18 protein-coding genes are annotated in these 12,931 nt (G+C 59.2%); all 18 read right to left on the bottom strand.

All coding sequences use genetic code 11. The features are described 5' to 3' along the window. Positions 1–61: 61 nt before the first annotated feature. Complete coding sequence (locus tag BFP96_RS07300) at positions 62–370, bottom strand: phage tail assembly protein (RefSeq protein ID WP_056845384.1); 309 nt, start codon at positions 368–370, stop codon at positions 62–64. Between the two features lie 12 nt (positions 371–382). Then, a complete protein-coding gene (locus tag BFP96_RS07305; RefSeq protein ID WP_043046688.1) occupies positions 383–886 on the bottom strand; it encodes a phage major tail tube protein in 504 nt (167 codons plus the stop codon). 12 nt (positions 887–898) lie between these two features. Further along, complete coding sequence (locus BFP96_RS07310) at positions 899–2,071, bottom strand: phage tail sheath subtilisin-like domain-containing protein (protein ID WP_065935929.1); 1,173 nt, start codon at positions 2,069–2,071, stop codon at positions 899–901. A gap of 93 nt (positions 2,072–2,164) precedes the next feature. Beyond that, positions 2,165–2,554, bottom strand: a complete 390-nt coding sequence (locus BFP96_RS28915) for a phage tail assembly chaperone (RefSeq protein ID WP_139113361.1) — start codon at positions 2,552–2,554, stop codon at positions 2,165–2,167. A 9-nt stretch (positions 2,555–2,563) separates the two neighbouring features. Continuing rightward, positions 2,564–4,450 carry a phage tail protein gene (locus tag BFP96_RS07320; protein WP_065935930.1) on the bottom strand — a complete coding sequence of 629 codons (1,887 nt, stop codon included), beginning with the start codon at positions 4,448–4,450 and terminating at the stop codon, positions 2,564–2,566. Further along, entirely contained in the window at positions 4,447–5,136 is a 690-nt protein-coding gene (locus BFP96_RS07325; RefSeq protein WP_065935931.1) for a phage tail protein I, read from the bottom strand. The genes BFP96_RS07320 and BFP96_RS07325 overlap by 4 nt, the downstream gene beginning before the upstream one ends. Continuing rightward, positions 5,133–6,020 carry a baseplate assembly protein gene (locus BFP96_RS07330; protein ID WP_065935932.1) on the bottom strand — a complete coding sequence of 296 codons (888 nt, stop codon included), beginning with the start codon at positions 6,018–6,020 and terminating at the stop codon, positions 5,133–5,135. The genes BFP96_RS07325 and BFP96_RS07330 overlap by 4 nt, the downstream gene beginning before the upstream one ends. After that, a complete protein-coding gene (locus BFP96_RS07335) occupies positions 6,017–6,343 on the bottom strand; it encodes a GPW/gp25 family protein (protein WP_043046683.1) in 327 nt (108 codons plus the stop codon). The genes BFP96_RS07330 and BFP96_RS07335 overlap by 4 nt, the downstream gene beginning before the upstream one ends. Before the next feature lie 5 nt (positions 6,344–6,348). Further along, positions 6,349–6,594, bottom strand: a complete 246-nt coding sequence (locus BFP96_RS07340; RefSeq protein ID WP_065935933.1) for a hypothetical protein — start codon at positions 6,592–6,594, stop codon at positions 6,349–6,351. A gap of 58 nt (positions 6,595–6,652) precedes the next feature. Continuing rightward, positions 6,653–7,216, bottom strand: a complete 564-nt coding sequence (locus BFP96_RS07345) for a phage baseplate assembly protein V (protein WP_065935934.1) — start codon at positions 7,214–7,216, stop codon at positions 6,653–6,655. Then, on the bottom strand, positions 7,213–7,743 hold the full coding sequence (locus BFP96_RS07350; protein WP_065935935.1) for a hypothetical protein: 531 nt from the start codon (positions 7,741–7,743) through the stop codon (positions 7,213–7,215). Before BFP96_RS07350 ends, BFP96_RS07345 begins: the two co-directional genes overlap by 4 nt. Continuing rightward, positions 7,736–8,392, bottom strand: coding sequence for a phage tail protein (locus BFP96_RS07355; protein ID WP_065935936.1), 657 nt, complete (start codon positions 8,390–8,392; stop codon positions 7,736–7,738). The genes BFP96_RS07350 and BFP96_RS07355 overlap by 8 nt, the downstream gene beginning before the upstream one ends. Continuing rightward, positions 8,389–8,709 (bottom strand): head-tail joining protein, encoded by a 321-nt coding sequence (locus tag BFP96_RS07360; RefSeq protein WP_065935937.1) that lies wholly within the window; start codon positions 8,707–8,709, stop codon positions 8,389–8,391. The genes BFP96_RS07355 and BFP96_RS07360 overlap by 4 nt, the downstream gene beginning before the upstream one ends. Positions 8,710–8,711: 2 nt before the next feature. Next, positions 8,712–9,707 (bottom strand): major capsid protein, encoded by a 996-nt coding sequence (locus tag BFP96_RS07365; RefSeq protein WP_043046677.1) that lies wholly within the window; start codon positions 9,705–9,707, stop codon positions 8,712–8,714. A gap of 62 nt (positions 9,708–9,769) precedes the next feature. After that, a complete protein-coding gene (locus tag BFP96_RS07370; protein ID WP_065935938.1) occupies positions 9,770–10,108 on the bottom strand; it encodes a head decoration protein in 339 nt (112 codons plus the stop codon). Beyond that, positions 10,105–11,247, bottom strand: coding sequence for a head maturation protease, ClpP-related (locus BFP96_RS07375; RefSeq protein ID WP_065935939.1), 1,143 nt, complete (start codon positions 11,245–11,247; stop codon positions 10,105–10,107). Before BFP96_RS07375 ends, BFP96_RS07370 begins: the two co-directional genes overlap by 4 nt. Continuing rightward, the gene (locus BFP96_RS07380) at positions 11,244–12,725 is read right to left on the bottom strand and encodes a phage portal protein (RefSeq protein WP_065935940.1); all 1,482 of its coding nucleotides are present in this window, start codon (positions 12,723–12,725) and stop codon (positions 11,244–11,246) included. The genes BFP96_RS07375 and BFP96_RS07380 overlap by 4 nt, the downstream gene beginning before the upstream one ends. Then, positions 12,725–12,931 carry a phage head-tail joining protein gene (locus tag BFP96_RS07385; RefSeq protein WP_056783432.1) on the bottom strand — a complete coding sequence of 69 codons (207 nt, stop codon included), beginning with the start codon at positions 12,929–12,931 and terminating at the stop codon, positions 12,725–12,727. The genes BFP96_RS07380 and BFP96_RS07385 overlap by 1 nt, the downstream gene beginning before the upstream one ends.

Raw genomic sequence — 12,931 nt, forward strand, 5'->3', positions numbered from 1 at the left:
GGCGGCGGAAAATCCGGTTTCCGCCGCCAAGCGTTTGGCCGCCAGTTTCAACAGTGCGGGGTTAAACCCCGTCGTCCTGCACCAGGCGAAAATAACCGGCCTGCAGGCGGTGGTAGTCCACCAGCTTCAGGCCCTCCAGATCCTGCTGGCCTGCTTCACAAAGGCCGGCGAACAGCATCAGCTCGCGCTGCTCTTCGTCGTCGCCCGAGGCACGATCAGCAGCGCGCACTTCGCGCACTGTGGGTGAGCGAATAGTCAGGGTATCGACGGTCACGCCGTTGACCTCAGAGGGCCGAGACAAGGTGATAGTGGCGTTTTCGGCGGTGAGCTTCAGCCAGGTAGGGAGCTTTTTCAGTTCAGGGGTAGCCATTCGATAAATTCCTTAGAGACCCAGGTCACTGCGCATGGATGCCAGTTGGTCCACACCGTCGATCACGCGGATCGAGGCGACCATGTCGATTTCGTAAATGAGGCGGCCGGCGATCTCCAGCTTGTAGTAGCTGACGGCAATCGAGTACTTGAACTCGGCTTTGTCGCCTGCCTTCCAGTCGCCTGGGTCCAGCTCTTTGAGCATGCCGCGCAAGGTCGCCACCACTGCTGTGGTCTGCCCTTTTTGCCCTTTGAACGAACCGCGATAAACCCCGTTGAAGGCGGTTTGATCGGACAGCCCAAAAAACTTCATGGCCTCGCGACGTACGCCGTTGGTGGTGAAACTGGCCTCCATCTTTTCCAGGCCCATGTCCATCTCGATAGGGCCAGCCATGCCGCCACCACGATATTCGTCCGTTTTAACCACCAGCTTCGGCAAACTCAGGCTGGGCACATCGCCCTTGAAGTTGATGCCGTCGACGAACAGGTTGGTGTTGAAAAGCACTTGAGGAATCATTGAGCAGCCTCCTTAGGCAGCGGTTTCCAGGACTTCGGTGAGCCACTGATTGGTGACCTCGACCCGGAAAATCGGGTTCTCGGCAGGCGGTACGTCGGTGAAACGGATGTTCCAGTAAACCTTGCCCTGCTCTAGCTGGCTGACGGTGTTCAGTTCGGTGTCGGCGAACACCTCGAAGTTGATCACCGCGCCCTGGTTTTTCAGGTCCTGCATGAATGCCTGCAGGCCGTCGGTGACATCCTTGATGTAGGTCTTGGTGATGCCACGGTCGACCGCCCACTTGTGCCCCGCCAGGATTGCGTCCATGACGATGTCGACCGTGCGCACACGGGTAACAAACGCCCACTTGGGATCCGCTGACAGCGTACGGTTACCCCACAAGCGATACCCGCCGTCGCGGATGATGGTGGTGATGTTGGCGTTGTTGAGCAGGTTGGCCCGGCAGGTTTCGTCGCCATCCAGAAACTCGACCGGCCGCGAGGTGCCAGTGATGCCGACGAACTCTTTGTTCGATGGCGACGACCAGAAGCCATACTCGGCATCCGTCCAGGCAAACAAACCAGCGGCGAAGGCAGAGGCCGGCGCGTTGACGGTTTTGCTCTGCAGCGTGTCCCACAGCTGCACGCCCGGATCGACCAGGAAGCAGCGCTTGCTGCCGAACTCCTGGGCGTAGGCCATTGCGGCTTCGTCCGTGGTGTTCGGCCCGTCGAGAATCGCCAGTGCCCGAAGCTTGCCAGCCAACGCATCCAGCGCAGTTGCAACAGCCTGGGTCGCGGTATGACCAGGGGCAATCAGCAGCCGCGGCTGGGCGTTAAATCGGCTCTTGCCGTCCAGCAATGCCTGCATGCCGGTACGCTGCCCGGACGCGAGGACACCGCCAATGATTGAGGAGGTTTGCTGGGCAGGGTCTTCAACTTTGGCGACACCGCAGCCGATCACCACGGCTTTCGCACGGACGAAAATCGCCTTGCATGCACGTGTGATTGCCGAGTCTTCGCCCCAAGCGGCAACCGCTTCGCGCTCACTGGTGATCAGCGTCAGTTCGTTGGGTTTCGCGGATGCCGCTGGCACCACAGTAAATGTGTCGCATAGCCCAATAATGGACGACGACGGCAGCGCAATGGTCCGTGCCCCTGTATCCACCAGGGTGACGGTAACGCCATGAAAACGACCGGAAGAGGCCATAGTGTGAGTTCTCCAGAAATGACAAAGCCCCGCATGAGCGAGGCTTAGAGGGGTTAAGCGGCGGATACAAAAACGCCCCGGCTATGCGGAGCGCTAAAGAGTTTGCTGGTCGATCCAGCCAGGCTTTTTGGGCCGGTATTTTTGAGTCGGAAACTTCGTTGACTGGGGCCAGTCGCGAAGGAACTGCATATAGGCAAGAAGCTCGCCGTACTGGTCCGTTGTCAGTGACGTGGCACTACCTAACTCCAACTCATCGCGGTGGCGCTCGCGCATCCATTTGACCGACTCCAGCTCACCATCGCGCCAACGGCGTTCGGCATTGGCATCATCATCAGCGGTTGAAAGCGGTAGCGTCTGCCCCCCCTCTGTCACCCAACCTATATAAGCGACCCAGTCCTTATTACCCATGTCGTTGGGAATAAACACGCTATCGGGCAATCGCTGCACACCGGCCAGACTGTGTTTGTACTGAATGTTATCCATGAGATCACCTTAAAGTTCAGCGTCTGCCGTCCACTCGATTTGAAGCGTGTAGCCAGGCACGGAGCCGCTCGGCGGCACACATGACAATGCAAATCCAGTTGCCCACAAACTTTGAATATTGGTCAGAGTGCACGGCTTACCAAGCGATTGCGCCCATACTTCCGATGTTTGCTCACCCGGTGAATACAACTTCAACGTTGGAACGACGCGTTTGATTTCTCGAAAATCCATACGCAAAGCCGACTGTGAAGACTGTGCAGCGGCGGCTTGTGTAAAGGTCGCTATGCAGGTCGACGGCCCATTGTTCGATTTGATGGGGTGATCCTGGAGGAATGACTTTTCAAAATAACGCAGGCATGCGCGGTGCTCCTCCTGATAGGTCCGGTAGTCGTAAGGTGTCGCCACGCTGCCAGTTTCAATCTGGACATTGGTAATGTCCGTGTAGTGGGCACCCGTTCCCCAACTGGCAAAGATAACTTCTAGAAAGTCATTGGCGACACCCTTGTTCTTGTTCACCACGGCGCCCAAGTCGAGGGTGACAACGTATTTTTTATAGACCGTTGTCAGTTCCACCGAGGTACCCACATCGACGTTCGGCTCGGTTGAGTTAACCCCAAAGTTTTGACGAAGAATCACAGCGCACGTATGTGGCACGCTGGTTTTCATATAGAACGATACGGTGACCTTTCCGCCGGCCAGTGTTTCGACATTCTCGATGCGCTGACTAAGGTTCCAACCCTGCCCCTCACCTTGGCGCGAAAGCCGCAGGCCAAACTTTGCTTCGTTGATATTTGCATCTTGCTCAAGTGGCAGCTGGCTCCAATTACACATGGCGTTCTTTGGGCTGTAAATCATCCAGCGGTCCGGGCCGAAAGCACTTTCAGGGTCACCGTTGGCTTTGCCAATAACGCCAGACTTACCCCGCTGCCAGACCTGAAAGGCGCCATTGATCAGTCGATTTTTTCGGTAGACGTGAACAGGAAACGCCTGTTTAGGGCTTTCTATCTGAGTCCGCACCGCTTCGGTGTTGGCACTACGTTTAGATCTGTCATCAACGGCAGGTGTTGGAACGTTTTGCCCAGCGGCCCATTGGAAAGTCAGAGGTGTTGTACCCAAGACTATCGGGCCATCAGTGATCAGTTGCCAGACGGTGTCGGCGTTGGCAGTACCACGCTCGACTGTGACAAGCAAACCTGGCGTCACTTTATCGCTACTGTCGGCATCAACCGTGCGTACCCAACTGTCAGCGCCGACCAGGTACAAACCGTTGTCCTTTGCCTGGACTTGATCCTTAACCAGCACGCGAGAACCGGCAGGCACAGCCAATCCATCGATTTCTTGGACACCTGCCAAGACCATCGACATGGTGGTCGCCACCAATACCGACTGCTTGTTATCCAGCCGCTGCACAGCGCTAGCTAACGAATCGTCAACATACTTACGTGTCGCTAGAACCACTGCCGGGTCAATGTTCAGCACGATGTTATTTGAACTGCTAACTACAAAGTTCATACGCAGTGTTTGCGTACGCCCAGAACCCTGAGATAGCTTGGGTTTGAAGCTCGGCGCACAGTTGGCAACTGCCACCAGGTCACCATCCGAATCAAACAACCCCAGCTCACGCACCCAGAAGCCGCCTTCATCAGCCGGAATAACCTGCTCAGCAACCAAGATGGCCGAGTTGGCCGGATCCGGTGCCAACGAGTTCAAGGGCGCTCGGCGTCGCTCGTTGATCAACACTTTCTGCAGGCGGTCTGGCAGCGGATCAGTGCCATTGGCATCGCCCACCGCCATGTGGGTGATTTTCCAAGTCAGCAAACCAGCATCGGCCTTGACCTGTTTCGCCTCCCCGACCGCAGTCAGGATGGCGTAGAACTTTGAATTGGCATCAATCATGGATATACGTCCAAAAAGTCTATGGAATGTTCGCGGCCCGATACACCTTTCACGCAATCAACCGAGATAACGCTCTGTGAAGGCGGGTAAATGTCCAGTGCATCAATGGAATGCTCACGCCCACCGCCACCGATAACGCCTGTGACTTCTATGTCCTGCAGCACGGGTGGGTACACATCGATTTCGTCGCCGTCGTACGCACTGGCGAAGATTTTTATGGCTCCACTGGATTCAAGGCTGATCGCAAGGCCCGTCATGTGTCGACTGACCGGCTTGGCGTCATCGATGAGCCAGGTCAGCTCTTGGTACATCTCCTCGGTGATACCCGTTTCCAGTACGCCAACCTTTAAAGCGAAAGTGCCCGGAACACCTTTGGGGTTTGTCTCCCACCACTCCTGCACTTCAATCAAGTAACCGAGCGGCTCAACCACCCGGCGCAACGCGCCGATGGTGCCCTTGTGTGCATGTACGTAGAACGCTGAGCGTATGGCCGAGCGCTTTACTGCTTCCGACCAGTTGTTGTCCCAGCGGTCGACCGACCAGGCCCAAGCCAATTGGTGCAGCAAGTGCGCAGGGCAGGTGTCAGGGTTGTACAAAGTGCGTAACGGCACATCAGTGACTTCGTCGGTCGCCGCTTCAATGGCCCGTTCCAGTTGAGTGCTGTTTATAGGCAGTAGGCTTTTCACGACGGCCCTCCCAGCTTCACGGTAAAGCCGACGCAATAAGCCGCCTGGTACTTGGTCGGCTTGATGTCTTGCCAATTTGGCAGGTCCACCCGACCGACGCCGCTGATATGCAGCTGCGCGTCGATGGCCGAACGCGGTACCTCGACACCCAACCGACGCCGAGGATTGACCCAGCTCGCCAAGCGCTGCTCAGCCGCAGCCAGGATCGCCTCGTTTTCCGAGCCGGTACCGGCCATGTGCAGCACCGCATCAATACGGTACTCAATGACCTCGGCGCTTTGCACCGTGAGACGATCACCTACAGGCCGGATGTCGTCATCACTGAGGTATTTCATCACCGCATCCAGCAGCGGCTGCGGGGCGACCCCATTGCCCTGCAGGTGCAGTACGGTGACCACCACCTCTGCAGGGGATGGGCTTTCAGCCGTGGCATCCGCCACCAGGGCCGACGCGTTACGGGCGTGCAGAATGTAGCTGTTGCGTGGGCCGGCGGTTGTCAGCCCTTCGTACACCAATTGCACCCGCTCGCGCAGTGCGTCGTTGGATTCCATCACCCGAGGCGTCGGGGGAACGGTATTGAGGTTTTCTTCCTGAATCACCAGGCGCTGCAGTCGAACATTGCCAGCCAACTGATCAAGATCGCCATCAATGGCATAGGCCAACAGCAGTGCTTTGGCCCCGTCATTTACACGGGCCCGGTTCTGAATGCGCCGGTAAACGCCCAACTCCAACAGCTTGACCACTGGATCGCTTTCCAGCTCGGCGGTCCAGTTTTCGCCCATGTACAAACGAAATGCGGCCAGTTCCTCGGCGTAGGTTTGCTCAAAGTCGAGATCCTCCAGCACAGGCGGCGCCGGCAGCGCTGATAAATCCACAGTGCTCATGCGGCGACCCTCAGTAGCGCGTTTTCGCCCTTGAACAGGCCCTTGAGTTCAAACTCTATTCGGCCATCTAAAACAGCCACCACGCGCACCTGGCTGATACTGAGCCGGGGCTCCCAGCGCCCCAGCGCCCGTGCCACTTCGGCCTGGACTGCGCTTTTCCAACCTTCGGTAACTGGTAGGTCGACGAAGCGGCGTAACTGGCTACCGTAGTCGGGCCGTTGCCGTCGGCTGCCCAACGGGGTGGTCAGGATGTCTTCAATGCACTGACGCAGATGCTCGATGCCGGAGATGGGCTGCCCAGTGCGGCGATCCATTCCGATCATCTGGGTTACTCCGGCGCGGGTTCGAGGTCAGGATGGTTTTGAAGAAATTCGTAATGATCAGAGGTCTCAGCGGTCACCAGCCCCCTGATAACCACCAGGCTTTGGCCGTGCGGTGTGATCAGCGTTCGCGAGGTGAACACGGTGTCGCGAAAGCGGCGAGGCAGGCCGACAGCTTTCGGTGACGGCTCTACCTTCGATGCTGGCAATGACTGGGGAGCGGCCGGCTGCTCGTCCGACTTGGGCTTGTTCATGTGGGCAAACTCCAGAAATGAAAACGCCCGCACGCGGCGGGCAGAAATAAGCGGTTAATCAGTGTTTGTGATTTGCAGTATTGCCACCCGCATCAATGATTTTGCCGGCACCGTTGATATCACCCGTCACCGTCAGCGGCCCAGTGATCGTCACATTGCCGGTGAGGCCGATGTCCCCGGACACCACCGTGACAGCACTATCAGTGACCGTGGCTACGGTGCCGCCGACCTTGATGGTGACGGTCCCGGAAGGCAACGTGATGCTGTAGCTACTGGCCTGCCAGTCATAGACTAGCGACCCGCCATCATCAAACCGCCACACCTCAACATGATCCCGGTTGTCAGGCGGCGAACCAGCATCGCCATACAGCCCAGGAATAAAAGTACCCATTGCCGGGTTGCCACTGGGGCTAAATAGTTTGCCTTGCTCGCCCAGGCTGGGGACTCGCCAGTGCCGAGCCTTACCAGCAGCGACGCTGTGCCAGCGCACCCAGGCGCTGGTCCACTCCCCTGCCCTGACCCTGACAACCGGCGGCGAGGCCGTCGTATCAACGGCAGCCACCACGCAATCCATCAGCATGGCCGCGATCATGCGGTCGCTTTCCCCGCTGGCGTAGCTCATGCCAGCAACTCCGGCGCGACATACTGATCTCGACTGCCTGGGCCAATATCCGGGCTGACACCTATCAACAGCGTACCCGGCGGTTCATCCGGCCAAGGCCACTCTTCGGTACCGAGATAAATCGTCTGATTCCACTCCACCAGCCAGACCGTGTAACCATCCAGCTCAGGACGGGTCCAGTCCTGCACCGCTTGAATAAACTCGGCGCATTCGATCTCCAGGCCCCAGTTCTGTGCCCGCAGCAACACAATCAGCTGGGTCACCAGCTGCACCACCTGGCGATGATGATTAGCCCGAATGGGGTCAACGATGATCCGCGCTTCGAACTTGCAGATCATGGTGGTTTCGCCGGTTCCGATATCAGCCCCCGGCTCAATCTCGGACATCTCCAGGAACACCGCCGGCAACGGGATGTGATCCTCAATGTTCGGCCAGGCAGCAACGGTTTGAACACCTGGCAGATGCGCCTGCAGGTGCTGCTCGATAGATTGATAAAGCTGGTCGAGGCTCAACGTTTCATCAGACACGCGGCGTCCCCTTCAAATACTTCTGCAGTTCAAAGTTGAGTTCCTGCGTGAGGATCTCCAGCAGGCGTTCGTCCGCACGCTTCACCCAGGCATCAAAGTGCGGCCGCACTTGCTCCAACGACACCTTGGCCTTCGCCAGGGGGAAGCGGTTGTCGTTTTCTTCGACGAAGCCAGAGCGTCTGCCACCTTGCGCGGCATCCGGGTAATCGGTGGTGTTGAAATGTTTGCTCGACGTGCGGATCCAGATATCAGCATTGCTGCCGTAAACCTTCTTATAGAAAGCCCCCTGGTAACGCCGGCCGGCGACTGAAACACCCGCGCCGGTTTGCCGCGCACGCCCGACGCGGCTGGCCTCGATGGCATTGATACCGAACCACAACTTGCCGCGCATATCGCCGCCGGTCACCGGGTACGCCCGAAGCCGTTGCCGGACGGCGCCGATAGCGATGCGTTCTTGCTTGCCGACAGCCCGTGCAATGTGGGTGCGCAACCAACGGATGGTTTTGTTGATTGCACGCCGCTGAGCCGCCGCTGCCGCCTTGGGCACCATGTCGCCGAACTCTTTCAGCGCCTGAACATGCACTGCCGACGGCTGGATAGTGAGCATCCCGCCGTCGCGCTTCTGCTGGGTATAGCTACCGATGCTCATGGCCGCTTCCTCAAAATCAACGCCACCAGACCGTTGCCGTTAGGTTCAAGTTGCAACAGGTCATAGTCGCCACCGCCATCCAACGCCGGCAGATCAACGCTGACCCGCAGGCCTTTGACCAAGCCATCCGAATCCTTGACGCGAATCTCGAAGCGCGGCTCCCGCAGGCCAGTGTTGAGCTTGCCGAACTGAGGCTGTTTCCAGGGTGCCGAGAACATACCCAGCACCGGCTCCGGGCACCCCTCGATTACGGCGCTGTCGCCCAGGGTTTCGAACACCACGTCGTCGATGTCGTCGATCAGATCGCGGAAGGCCACGATCACATCTCCAGCAGGATCTGCGCCCGAGGTCGCGTGCACAGATGCAGCGGGTTCGACTGGGCTTCGCCGGCCACACCCTTGTTGAACGGCAGCGGCTCGATCTTGCTGTAGTACGGGATGCCCTGGGTGTTGACCGTTTCCATGTAGTCGGCCGGTGCGAAGGACGAGATGTACAGGTCAGGGACGCCCTCGGGGATCAGCAACGCCTTGTCGTCGTGGACAAACGCAACACCAGCGACTTTGCCGCGATAACGCTCCCAGACGATCCCGCCGAACTCGAAGGCTTCACGGGCATCGCCACGTAGAGACGCGGCTTGCATGGTGTTGAGGTAAGTCTCTTTGACCGACTTGTGGACGATCAGCTTGTTCCAGAAGTTCTTGCCGCACATGGCGCGGGAGCCGCTGCTGGTGACGCTGCCGAGGGCTTCTTCCTGCATATCCAGCGCTTCGCCGCATTTGACCCGCAGCTCGGTATCTGGACTGTTCAAGCCCATCGGTAGCTTCTGGCGATTCACGCCGAAGGATTTATAAATATCCAACAGAACCGTCTTGCCATCGGCGTCCAGCACCTGCCCGTTCAACGCGCCCATGCGCTGGAATTCGTGGGTGGCATCCAGCTGTCTTCGGGCCTTTGCCAGGCGCTTGTTGACCACATCCTGCACGGCCTGCAATTCGCTGCGGGTACCGAAGGCGCGGATGCCCTGGATCTCATCAGCCTTGATGGTGAAGCGCTCAGGGAGATGCACGGTGTTGAAAGGGATCAACGTGCGCTTGGTCCCGCCAACCACCAGGCCCGAGGTGCCGCGCTCGCCCGATGGCACCAGGGCCAGGGTGTCGCCGTCTTTCTCGATCTGCACGGTCAACGTGCTGATGCCCTCTTCGCGGAACAGGCCAAGGCTGCTGATACGGCCTGGCAGGTATTCCTGTTCATTGATAGCAGCGGTCAGCGAGGAGACGCTGAATGCATCGTCTTCAAAAATGGCGATATCGGCCATGGGGTACTCTCCAGAAACGAAAGATCCCGCACTCGGCGGGATGGATAAACGAGGTAAACGTCTTAGCGGACGATCACGAAATGGGCGGCCAGGGCCTTTTCAGCGGCGGGGTCGAGGCCGGTCAAATGCGCTTCGCTGACCTCGGCCAGCCGCACAATGGCACGACCGCGCCGGGCCACATCGGACTCGCCCAGCGGCCCATACAGAATAGCGACGGCGTTTTCGGTACCGTCCTCGGCGGTTGGCTGGTACGGGGCAAACTCGCTGCTGGCGGTGACTAGGCCCAGGATCTGGCCCGGCTCCAGGGCTGGCCCGGCTGCGACATTGATCGCTTCGCGGGAAATGTTGCCAGCGCCTTCGGACAGCAGGAACTCTCCCGCGTGCATCGATTCGATTTTCATGCTCTTGCTCCTTTCGAGGTTCCGTTCTGTGCCGCCTGACGGGTAGCCCAGATTGATTGGGTGTCGACCTGTTTGGCCTTAATGGTGGGTTCCGGATCGTTGTCCAGCGGCAGGCTGTTGTTGATCTCAAAGCCACCGCCGCTGCTCACCAATTTGTCGAACAGACGAGCACGGACTGCGCTTTCATCCAGACCCGCCGAGATAAACTCAGCGGTCAGCTCCGGTAACCGTGCGGCGACACATAGACCATGCAGCGTTTTCGCTTTGGTCAGCGCGGCCGTTACTACCGCCTCGCTTTCCAGGCGCGTGGTGGCGAGCAATGACTCCACCAGGTTACTGATGCCGGCCGCCGCGCAACCCTTGGTGACCATCAGTGCCAGTCCAGCAGCATCCAATACGGGCGCCGGTTCCGGTGGATCGACAGGTTCAGGCGGATCGACGTCGGGCTCTTCATCCAGTTGAGCGAGCAATTCAGCCGGGGCATGCTGGAAGCGCTGCAACACACTGCCCTGGCCGAGGCAGGCTTTGACCTTGAGACCGTCGCCCACTTCATCTGCCAGGCCCAGCGCCACCGCCTCATTGGCCGTCAGCCATGTTTCGGCGTTGACCATGCGCCGCAGCTCGGCCTCGTCAATGTCCGGTGCTTTGGACTTGTAGGCCGCAATAATCGCCTCCAAAGTCTGGTCCAGGACGTCGGCGACACGCCGGAAGTCTTCGGCATCACCGCCGGTAAAGGTGTAGGGGTTGTGAATCATCAGCATTGCATTGGCCGCGATCACAACGCGATGAGCGCCGCACACCGCGACACTCGCCGCGCTGGCCGCCAGCGCATCAATGCGCCCGGTACAGCGTTCGCCCAAGCGCGACAGTGCGTTGTGAATAGCCAGGCCGTCGAACAGGTCGCCGCCAATGCTGTTGAACGCAACAATCACTGGTGACGCGCCGTCGTCCATGGCGCGCAGGTCCTGGACAAACTGATTAGCGCTGACACCCCAGGTGCCGATCTCGCCGTATACAAACACCTCAATGGTTTGCTGCTCGGCTTCACCGCTGGCCTGGAAGGTGTACCAACTCTTATCCGCGACTTTTACCTGCTTGCCAGCCTTGTCATAAATGCGCGGGATCGCTTTTTTACTCATGGTTGTTCCTTGTCATCAATCGGCTCGATGGCATCAAGCGTGGTGTAGTTGAGGCCCAGGTCCGTGGACCTGGCGAGGTCGGCCGCGTTTTCCGCGTCGATGGTTTCCGCGTCGTAGCCGTTGCGCAGGCACATCTCACTGCGCGAACCGAAGCCCGCCTGCACTTCCATCCGCCGCGCCTGCACGTCCTGGACCGGCTGGATGTAGGCCCAGCCTTGCGGCACCCAACGTGTACGCAGGTATTCGCGTCGACGTTGCGCGTAGTCTTCCAGCACAAGGGCACCGGACAGCACCGCCATGTCCATCCAGGCGGCACGCACCGGGCGACACAGTTGATGCACATACACGCCGAATTGCAGCTGCTCCAAACGTCGACGGAACTCGTTGAGCACCACCCGCAGCGCCCGGTCATTGACCTCCCGCATGTCGCCGGTGAGGATCTCGTAAGGCGTCCCCGAACCCGCCGCCGCAGCCATCAGTTGTTGACGCATGAAGTCCGGGTAGTTGTTGCCGGCGTCCGGTGGTTTGGAGAACTCCACCTCTTCACCTGGCCCCAACTCCTGCATGGTGCCGGGCTCCAGGGCCACCATCGGTGTGAAGCCGTCGCGGTCGGTGGTCAGCAATTGCCCCGTTACCGGATCACGCGGTTGGTGCCCGCTGTCCGGCGCAGGGCGCTTGATGAAGCCGGCGAATAGGTTCGCAACCTCCTGGCGAAACAGCACCGCGTCGTCGTAGTTGTCCAAGCTGCGTAGGCGTTTCAAAACCGGTGCCAGACGCGGCACGCCGCGCAGTTGCCCTGGCTCCATGGGTTCGAAGATATGCAGCACCTGCGTGGCTGGAACCCGCACCAACTGGTTGTACCCGGCGTTCAACGACGATGAATCGCGTGGATGCGAGAGGTACATCCAATACGCCACACGCTTACCGGCCGGATTGAACTCGATCCCGGCGCGGATGACGTTGCCGTTTTTGGCCGTTTCAAACTTGTCATGTGGAACAAACTCCGGGGCCAGCGCCTGCAGCTGCAGTGGCACCGCTAAACCTTCGCTCGGGCTGCGCGGCCGCAACCGCACAAAGCATTCACCAGCAGTTTCAACGGTACGCGCCACCAGAGCCTGCATGCCGTAGAAGTCGGTCAGCTCGTCCGCGTCCGCCTCATCCACCCAGTCATCCCACAGCTGCTGCTTGAGTTTGCGCAGTGCCGCGTCGTCCGTGGTCGGCCTGGGCGTAATGCCCGTGCCGATCAGGTTGCTGACGCGCTTGTCGATGACGTTGAAGGCATACGGGTCATTGCGCACCGCCGCCCGCGAGCGAGCCCGCAGGTTGCGCAGTGCCGGGGTGTTGATGCTGTTGATGCCGTTGTCGGTGGCTTCCCAACTGGCCGAACGACGGCCCTCTCCGGCGCCTTCGTAACTGGCCTTGATGTTCGACGGCAGCAAGAATCCATTACGGGTTAGCGTCGGATAATGTCGGGCCATTAGAGTCCTTTGCCTCCATGCATGAGCCGAACCACGCGAGAGCGCGGCCCGGCGGCGTTGGTCAGCGACGTGCGAATCTCGTCGCGAGCCTTGAGCAGTTCGTCGATGGAGCGGTATTCCACCGTGCGGTCGCTGTAGCGCACGGTCTTTTCACCGCGTGCGATGGCGCGCTCGATGGCTTCGAGGTGCTTCGGAGTAAACGACAT

The organism is Pseudomonas sp. 34 E 7 (assembly GCF_900005715.1).
In the GTDB taxonomy this organism is placed as follows: domain Bacteria; phylum Pseudomonadota; class Gammaproteobacteria; order Pseudomonadales; family Pseudomonadaceae; genus Aquipseudomonas; species Aquipseudomonas orientalis_A.

Bases quoted from the DNA above. Each gene is read 5' to 3' on its own strand.
- BFP96_RS07300 (WP_056845384.1), bottom strand. From the start codon at position 370: ATGGCTACCCCTGAACTGAAAAAGCTCCCTACCTGGCTGAAGCTCACC.
- BFP96_RS07305 (WP_043046688.1), bottom strand. From the start codon at position 886: ATGATTCCTCAAGTGCTTTTCAACACCAACCTGTTCGTCGACGGCATC.
- BFP96_RS07310 (WP_065935929.1), bottom strand. From the start codon at position 2,071: ATGGCCTCTTCCGGTCGTTTTCATGGCGTTACCGTCACCCTGGTGGAT.
- BFP96_RS28915 (WP_139113361.1), bottom strand. From the start codon at position 2,554: ATGGATAACATTCAGTACAAACACAGTCTGGCCGGTGTGCAGCGATTG.
- BFP96_RS07320 (WP_065935930.1), bottom strand. From the start codon at position 4,450: ATGATTGATGCCAATTCAAAGTTCTACGCCATCCTGACTGCGGTCGGG.
- BFP96_RS07330 (WP_065935932.1), bottom strand. From the start codon at position 6,020: ATGAGCACTGTGGATTTATCAGCGCTGCCGGCGCCGCCTGTGCTGGAG.
- BFP96_RS07335 (WP_043046683.1), bottom strand. From the start codon at position 6,343: ATGATCGGAATGGATCGCCGCACTGGGCAGCCCATCTCCGGCATCGAG.
- BFP96_RS07340 (WP_065935933.1), bottom strand. From the start codon at position 6,594: ATGAACAAGCCCAAGTCGGACGAGCAGCCGGCCGCTCCCCAGTCATTG.
- BFP96_RS07345 (WP_065935934.1), bottom strand. From the start codon at position 7,216: ATGAGCTACGCCAGCGGGGAAAGCGACCGCATGATCGCGGCCATGCTG.
- BFP96_RS07355 (WP_065935936.1), bottom strand. From the start codon at position 8,392: ATGAGCATCGGTAGCTATACCCAGCAGAAGCGCGACGGCGGGATGCTC.
- BFP96_RS07365 (WP_043046677.1), bottom strand. From the start codon at position 9,707: ATGGCCGATATCGCCATTTTTGAAGACGATGCATTCAGCGTCTCCTCG.
- BFP96_RS07370 (WP_065935938.1), bottom strand. From the start codon at position 10,108: ATGAAAATCGAATCGATGCACGCGGGAGAGTTCCTGCTGTCCGAAGGC.
- BFP96_RS07375 (WP_065935939.1), bottom strand. From the start codon at position 11,247: ATGAGTAAAAAAGCGATCCCGCGCATTTATGACAAGGCTGGCAAGCAG.
- BFP96_RS07380 (WP_065935940.1), bottom strand. From the start codon at position 12,725: ATGGCCCGACATTATCCGACGCTAACCCGTAATGGATTCTTGCTGCCG.
- BFP96_RS07385 (WP_056783432.1), bottom strand. From the start codon at position 12,931: ATGTCGTTTACTCCGAAGCACCTCGAAGCCATCGAGCGCGCCATCGCA.